The organism is Streptococcus sp. C300, from assembly GCF_000187645.1.
Lineage (GTDB): Bacteria > Bacillota > Bacilli > Lactobacillales > Streptococcaceae > Streptococcus > Streptococcus oralis_CQ.
Window position 1 is genome coordinate 660040 of the sequence record NZ_GL732466.1, and the last position, 7277, is coordinate 667316.

General features: G+C 40.4%; 8 protein-coding genes and 1 pseudogene. 1 reads left to right on the top strand and 8 read right to left on the bottom strand.

The genetic code is table 11. From position 1 onward, the window contains the following. The coding region (locus HMPREF0849_RS03135; protein ID WP_232202894.1) for an ABC transporter substrate-binding protein at nucleotides 1–363 on the bottom strand (363 nt) is incomplete at its 3' end. Nucleotides 364–600: 237 nt separating this feature from the next. Here HMPREF0849_RS03135 and rfbD point away from each other — a divergent pair. Continuing rightward, complete coding sequence (rfbD, locus tag HMPREF0849_RS03140) at nucleotides 601–1455, top strand: dTDP-4-dehydrorhamnose reductase (protein ID WP_000600927.1); 855 nt, start codon at nucleotides 601–603, stop codon at nucleotides 1453–1455. Between the two features lie 60 nt (nucleotides 1456–1515). Here the strand turns inward: rfbD and rfbB are convergent, their stop codons facing one another. The 7 genes and pseudogenes from rfbB to HMPREF0849_RS03175 all read right to left on the bottom strand — a co-directional run. Next, nucleotides 1516–2562: a dTDP-glucose 4,6-dehydratase gene (gene rfbB, locus HMPREF0849_RS03145; protein WP_000141516.1), complete on the bottom strand. Its 1047-nt coding sequence runs from the start codon at nucleotides 2560–2562 to the stop codon at nucleotides 1516–1518. Beyond that, nucleotides 2555–3103, bottom strand: coding sequence for a hypothetical protein (locus HMPREF0849_RS03150; RefSeq protein ID WP_000657668.1), 549 nt, complete (start codon nucleotides 3101–3103; stop codon nucleotides 2555–2557). Before HMPREF0849_RS03150 ends, rfbB begins: the two co-directional genes overlap by 8 nt. Before the next feature lie 3 nt (nucleotides 3104–3106). Beyond that, a complete protein-coding gene (locus HMPREF0849_RS03155) occupies nucleotides 3107–3700 on the bottom strand; it encodes a dTDP-4-dehydrorhamnose 3,5-epimerase family protein (protein ID WP_000131468.1) in 594 nt (197 codons plus the stop codon). Further along, nucleotides 3701–4570: a glucose-1-phosphate thymidylyltransferase RfbA gene (gene rfbA / locus HMPREF0849_RS03160; protein ID WP_000676124.1), complete on the bottom strand. Its 870-nt coding sequence runs from the start codon at nucleotides 4568–4570 to the stop codon at nucleotides 3701–3703. It lies immediately after the preceding gene. Nucleotides 4571–4618: 48 nt separating this feature from the next. Continuing rightward, complete coding sequence (locus tag HMPREF0849_RS03165) at nucleotides 4619–5671, bottom strand: hypothetical protein (protein ID WP_000878649.1); 1053 nt, start codon at nucleotides 5669–5671, stop codon at nucleotides 4619–4621. 27 nt (nucleotides 5672–5698) lie between these two features. Further along, nucleotides 5699–6802: a UDP-galactopyranose mutase gene (glf, locus tag HMPREF0849_RS03170; protein ID WP_000272513.1), complete on the bottom strand. Its 1104-nt coding sequence runs from the start codon at nucleotides 6800–6802 to the stop codon at nucleotides 5699–5701. A 9-nt stretch (nucleotides 6803–6811) separates the two neighbouring features. Next, nucleotides 6812–7277, bottom strand: a pseudogene (locus HMPREF0849_RS03175) (polysaccharide biosynthesis C-terminal domain-containing protein); the annotation flags it as partial.

The following is a 7277-nucleotide window of genomic DNA, read 5'->3' on the forward strand; positions in this document are numbered from 1 at the left end:
TCCAAAGTCTTGAGCTTTAACTTCTGCATACTCCTCACCTTCAGATGTATACCATTTTGCATCCTTTCGGAGTGTATACGTATAAGTCAATCCATCCTTAGATACAGACCAATCCTCAGCCATAGACGGTACAAAGTTACCATAGCGGTCATTTTCAAGCAAGCCATCGATAACGTTACTAGTAATATTTGCTGTAGCTGCCTTACCAGTTGTCAAATAGTTTAGGTTATCAGGATCCGTTTCGTAAATGTATGAGAATGTTTTCTCACCTTTAGCATTTGAACTTGATCCAGAGCAGGCTGCAAGAGTCGCAGCTGCCAATAACGTCACACCCGCAAGGGCAAGTAGTTTTGAACTTTTCATTGTTTTCTCCTTTAAAACTTTCACCCCATTATAGTCCCTTTTCAGAAACATGTCAATAAAATTTTCAGAATTTTTGAATTAATTTGGTAAATTCTGAAAAATAAGTTTTCTATTATAAAATTATGATTCTCTAATACTATATTTTTATATCTTAAACCAGCAAAACAAGGACCGAAAATCAGATTTTTTATCATTTTTTTGCTATGATTAGATAGAAGAAAAGTTAAGGAGAAGACAATGATATTAATTACAGGTTCAAATGGTCAACTCGGTACCGAACTACGTTATTTACTAGATGAACGAAATGTGGACTATGTTGCAGTGGATGTGGCCGAAATGGATATCACTAATGCTAAAATGGTTGAGAAAGTCTTTGCTGAGATTAAGCCAACTTTAGTCTATCATTGTGCAGCTTATACTGCTGTTGATGCAGCAGAAGATGAGGGAAAAGAACTGGATTTTGCCATAAACGTAACTGGAACTGAAAATGTAGCCAAGGCCTCTGAGAAATACGGAGCTACTCTGGTCTATATCTCAACAGACTACGTCTTTGATGGGAAGAAACCCGTCGGACAAGAGTGGGAAGTCGATGACCTACCTGATCCGCAAACAGAGTACGGACGTACCAAGCGAATGGGTGAGGAACTTGTTGAAAGCCTTACGTCACAACATTATATCATCCGTACTGCTTGGGTCTTTGGAAATTATGGCAAAAACTTTGTCTTTACCATGCAAAATCTTGCCAAAACCCATAAAACTCTCACTGTTGTCAACGACCAACACGGCCGCCCAACTTGGACACGTACCCTGGCTGAGTTTATGACCTACTTGACTGAAAATCAAAAAGCATTTGGCTACTACCACTTATCAAATGACGCAGCTGAAGACACCACTTGGTATGACTTCGCTGTCGAGATTCTTAAAGACAGTGATGTTGAAGTAGTTCCAGTAGACTCCAGCAAGTTTCCTGCAAAGGCCAAACGTCCCCTCAATTCAACAATGAGTTTGGCCAAAGCGAAGGCGACAGGTTTCGTCATTCCAAGCTGGCAAGATGCCCTTAAAGAGTTTTATAAACAAGAAGTAAGAAAATAACAGATTACGACATACATAAAAAGCAAGAGAACTCAAAGTCTCTTGCTTTTTAGTATCTGATTAGTTAATTACTTGTTGCGTCTTGGCATAGTTAGCCTCGACGGCTTCTTTTTCAGATTTCCACCAGTCTTGGTTGTCTGTGTACCACTTGATGGTCTCTCTGAGACCTGCTTCAAAGTTGGTAAACTCTGGCTTCCACCCTAGTTCATCACGAAGTTTGCTAGCATCGATGGCATAGCGGAGGTCGTGACCAGCTCGATCTGTCACGTGGTCATAAGCATCAGCTGCCTGTCCCATTTCCTTGAGGATCAGCTCTAGCACTTCTTTATTGTTCTTCTCACCATCCGCACCAATCAAGTAGGTTTCACCGATTTGACCTTTAGTCAGAATCGTCCAAACACCTGAAGAATGGTCATTGGTATGGATCCAGTCACGGACATTCTTACCTTCACCATAGAGTTTTGGCTTGATACCACTCAAGATATTGGTGATTTGGCGCGGAATGAACTTCTCGATATGCTGGTAAGGACCATAGTTGTTTGAACAGTTGGAAATAGTCGCTTTGACACCAAAAGAGCGCACCCAAGCTTTGACAATCAGATCTGAAGCTGCCTTGGTTGATGAGTAAGGCGAGCTTGGATTGTACTTGGTTTCAGCCGTAAACTTCTCACCAGGACCTTCTCCATGACCAGGCAAATCTTCACGCAAAGGGAGATCCCCATAGACTTCGTCAGTTGACACATGGTGGAAACGAAGGTCGTATTTACGTGCTGCTTCCAAAAGAGTGTAGGTCCCGATGAAATTGGTGTGGATAAAGGGACTCGGATCATTGAGCGAGTTGTCATTGTGACTTTCTGCCGCATAATGAACGATAGCATCCGCTTCAGCTGCCAGCTTGTCTACCAAGACTGCATCAGCAATATCTCCAACAACCAACTCAACACGATCACCTAAAATTTCTTCAATATTGGCACGATTCCCCGCATAAGTCAGTTTGTCCAGTACTGTCACATGAACATCTGGAAAGTTATTATAAACATAATGAACAAAGTTAGAACCGATAAATCCTGCTCCACCCGTCACGATGATATTTTTGTATTCAGTCATTGATTTTCTTTTCTCCAATCTGTGAATAATACTCTGAAATTCTATCAAAGAATATTATCCCAATAAATGTTAATTCCATTGAAATCATCATACTAGTTACTATATAACATACAAAGTTCCATACTAAAGTCACAAAGTATATAAATATATCAGTAATATTTATTATCAAATGATCTTCTTGAGGTAAAACAAGTGCTTTATTCAACCATTCAAAAAAAACAGGAACTTCATTAAATAAATAATAAAAAACAAAAACTAAAAATGACAAAACAATTGGGCTTATAAGAAAGAATATTTTTTCCCCCTTACTTTTTTTATTAAAAAGTCCTTTCCAATCATCAAAATTTTTTTCATTTCCAAACATTCCCACAAAACTAATCAAAAATGCTGACACACCAATTGATAAGCATTCCAAAAGTTGAAATGTATTTCCTGAATTAACTGCCCCTTTTATAGTCGCAACCAAAGACAAGAGAAAAATTGATAATCCCAGATGTAATTTTATTTTTTTAAATTCTCGAGATTCTAAAAATTCCTTCATACTTTACAAATCTTCTTTTCTTAGTAGTTTGACATCCTTAAGCAGTGGATGATGTTTATCTGCTTCCGAAACTTCTGCCTCTGCTAGGTTTTCCCACTGGATTCCCAAAGCTGGGTCTGCATAGTTGACAAAGGCGTATTTCGGTTTGAGTTCAAGTGCCCAGTAGTCATTAACTAGATAGCTATAAGAAACTGTATCCGAGAGGACTTGGAAACCATTGGCTACGCCACGAGGGACAAAGATTCCCTTACTTGCATCAATCTCGGTCTGATAAACATTTCCAAAAGTCTCACCTTCACGTAGGTCAACCCAAGAACCCAGAACCTTGCCACCATCTGCTACTGAGATATACTTGTCCCAAGGTTCAGCATGGAGGCCTCGAAGAACATTTTTGCGAGAAAAGCTGACATTGTTTTGCAGTTTTCCTTCAGCAAAGAAGCTTTCAGGAAAACCAAGCGGTAGCATCTTTTCTTTCTGAAAATTTTCCTTAAACCAACCACGATTGTCACCATGAACCGGAATGTCAAACTCTAACAAACCTGGAATGGCATCAATCTTGTGCACCGCAAGTGTTTTGCCGAAAAAATTATCTGTCATCTAGATTTCTCCAATCAAACGAAGCAAGTACTGCCCGTATTCATTCTTCTTGAGAGGTTGCGCCAACTTCAGCACATCTTCGCGGCTGATATAACCCATTCGGTAGGCAATTTCTTCCAGATTGGCAACCTGAACATTTTGCATCCTTTGAACCGTTTCGATATATTGGGAGGCCTCTAACAGGCTCTCATGCGTCCCTGTATCCAGCCAGGCAAAACCACGTCCCATAACTTCAACTGACAAATCCCCACGCTTCAAATAAGCATTGTTAACATCTGTGATTTCCAACTCTCCACGAGCGCTTGGTTTGATCTGTTTGGCAATCTCCACAACGTCATTGTCATAGAAATAAAGACCTGTCACTGCATAGTTAGAGCGAGGATTCTCCGGTTTTTCTTCTATGGAAATAGCATTCATGTCTGTACCAAACTCGACCACACCAAAACGCTCTGGATCCTTCACTTGGTAGCCAAAAACAGTCGCACCCTTCTCTTTCTTGGCTGCCTTTTGAAGCATTTTGCTCAAACCAGGCCCATGATAGATATTATCGCCTAAAATCAAGGCAACACTATCGTCGCCGATAAATTCTTCACCGATAAGAAAAGCCTGAGCAAGTCCGTCGGGACTAGGCTGTTCCGCATAGGAAAGCTTGATCCCAAATTCGGAACCATCCAAGAGCAGGTCCTTAAAACGGGGTAAATCCTGTGGTGTTGAGATGATCAAAATGTCCTTAATCCCTGCCAACATCAAGGTTGACAAAGGATAGTAAATCATGGGTTTATCATAAACCGGCATCAGCTGTTTTGACGCAGCTCGAGTAAGTGGGTACAGGCGCGTTCCCGAACCACCCGCAAGAATAATACCTTTCATAATGAAGTAACCTTTCTAACGAACTGATTAATGAGTAGCTTCAAATTCTTACTTCAATTTAGAAATAGCCGATTTCAGATAATCACCATTTCGAAGCGCTACTCCTACTTGTCTGGCATTAGCCGACAGTTCCATGTAATCTTGATCAGTCAAATCGTCTAGTGCCTTTTGGAGGTCATGTAAAGAATCAACTGCTACCCCACACTGTTTGTCCAGTACAAAGTGGGACAGAGCCGATTCCTTCCACACTACTAGTGGGAAACCTGACGCCAAATAAAGAGAAGCCTTGTGAGAATTGTTAAAACGTAGGTAATTTCCGTAAGAACCTTGGCAAGTTTCTGAACTATCACCATCCCACACCAAACCAAAACTACCTTCAAGAGCAGCTGGTAGGTCATCTGGCATAAAGGAACCAAAGTAGCTAGTGTTTTTCAATGCACGACTTTCATCATAGCCCACTCCATACAAGTTATAGGCTGGCTGGTCTGGCAAGTTATAAAGATAACCTGACTTTGCAGGGTTTAAATTTCCAGCTACGATAATAGGCTGGTCTTTTTGAGGAACAGCTTGCCCCTCAAAGTTAGGAATCAGGTAGTCAAAAATTTCCAAGCTAACCATTTTATCTGCTGGCACTCCTTGACCTACCAAAACTTTCTTCATGATATCGTTATGAACGATAATACCATCCACTGACATCAAAGCTTTCTTTTCCTGGAAGTAATTGCGCACTTTATGACGGAATTTCACTTCCGAACCTGCTGCATGACGCAAGGTTTCAATATCATGGATCAAAAGATAGAATTTTGCTCCTCTTTTTTGCGCCTGCTTGATGAGTTGTGAGATGAAAAATGTATGGTGGATAATAGGGAACTGAATCACCAATTCATCTCCGGCTCCCAACTGATCAAACACAGACTTGGTCGCACGATATTTGTGTTGTTGAGCTTTAAAGAAATTCATCTTATACCAATTCTCAACCTTGAGCTCCAAGCCCTCATAACCCTCTGAGATTAGAATAGCTTCCACATCATTTCGCGCCTTACTCCCTGCATTCTTTTCGTGTGCATTATGCAGAAATGAATCCTTCAGATAATATTTCACCTTTTCTCCCCTTTATCTGTGATGTTTTTAGATACTCCCTAGTTCTTCTTCTACCACATCCAATGCACGTTCAACAGTCACATGCATATCATAGTATTTATAATCTGCCAAGCGACCACAGAAGATAACGTGGCCATTTTTCTCAGCTTCTGCTAGATACTGTTCATAGATGGCATTGTTTTTGGCATCATTGATTGGATAGTAAGGCTCATCTCCTCTTTTCCAATCTGCTGGATATTCACGAGTAATAACGGTCTTGGCCTGAGTCCCAAACTCAAAATGTTTGTGTTCGATGATACGCGTATAAGGAATATCACGTTCAGTATAGTTGACTACAGCATTTCCTTGATAATTTTCTTGGTCCAGAATCTCATGCTCAAAACGGAGACTGCGATACTCAAGTTCACCAAATTTATAGTCAAAGAACTGATCAATCATCCCCGTGAAAACAATCTTATTCGCTGAAGCCTCCAAGTTCTCACGATCAGCAAAGAAATCTATATTAAGCTCTACTTCGATTCCTTCCAACAACTTTTCGATGATGACATTGTAACCACCAATTGGAATCCCTTGGTAACGGTCATTGAAATAATTGTTATCATAGGTCAATCGAACAGGTAAACGCTTGATGATAAAGGGTGGTAGTTCAGTAGCAGAACGCCCCCATTGCTTTTCGGTGTAGCCCTTGATTAGCTTTTCATAAACATCCGTACCAATCAACTTAATGGCTTGTTCCTCTAAATTTTTAGGCTCAACATCTTGCATGTGTGTCGTCTGCTCAGCAATCTTGTCCTTGACTTCTTGGGGTGTCTTTGTCCCCCACAAAGCATAGAAAGTGTTCATATTGAAAGGCAGATTGTAAAGATGTCCTTGATAGTTGGCAATAGGAGAATTGATATAATTGTTAAACTCCGCAAACTGATTGACATATTCCCATACCTTTTTATTAGATGTATGGAAGATATGAGCCCCATACTTGTGGACATTGATTCCTTCAACAGATTGGCAATAGATATTCCCACCAATATGTTCTCGTTTATCAATCACCTTCACCTTCTTGCCACGTTTGTTAGCTTCGTAGGCAAAGATTGCACCTGACAAGCCAGCACCGACAATCAAATAATCGTACATAAAATCTCCTTATTTCTTTAAAACACTTTTTAGTTCTTGAAAATCCAAGACACGTAAGACCAAAACCAAGCCACCGTAGACTAGGAAGCCAAGCAGAGAATAGATCAAGACATTCACAACAGACGAGAAGTGCATGAAAGCTTGTACAGAATACAAGGCGCCGTACATCAGGAGTGCTGCTAGAAGTATTTTCAGCATAGATGGAAAGATCTTGACCTCTTTTAGATACGAACGTGTAAAGTAGAGTTGGATCAGCCAGACCAAACCTTCAGTCGCAACAGATACAATTGAAGCTCCAATATAGCCCAGAGGCGGGATCAAGAGGAGATTCAAGCCCACACTAAAAACAGCTGGAATAGTTGTTGATAGCATAAATTCACGATTCTTATTGTGAGGAATCAAGATTTGAATTCCCATTATATTGGTCCAGCCAATAAAGAACATTCTAAAGGCCATGATGGCAATCGCATAGCGA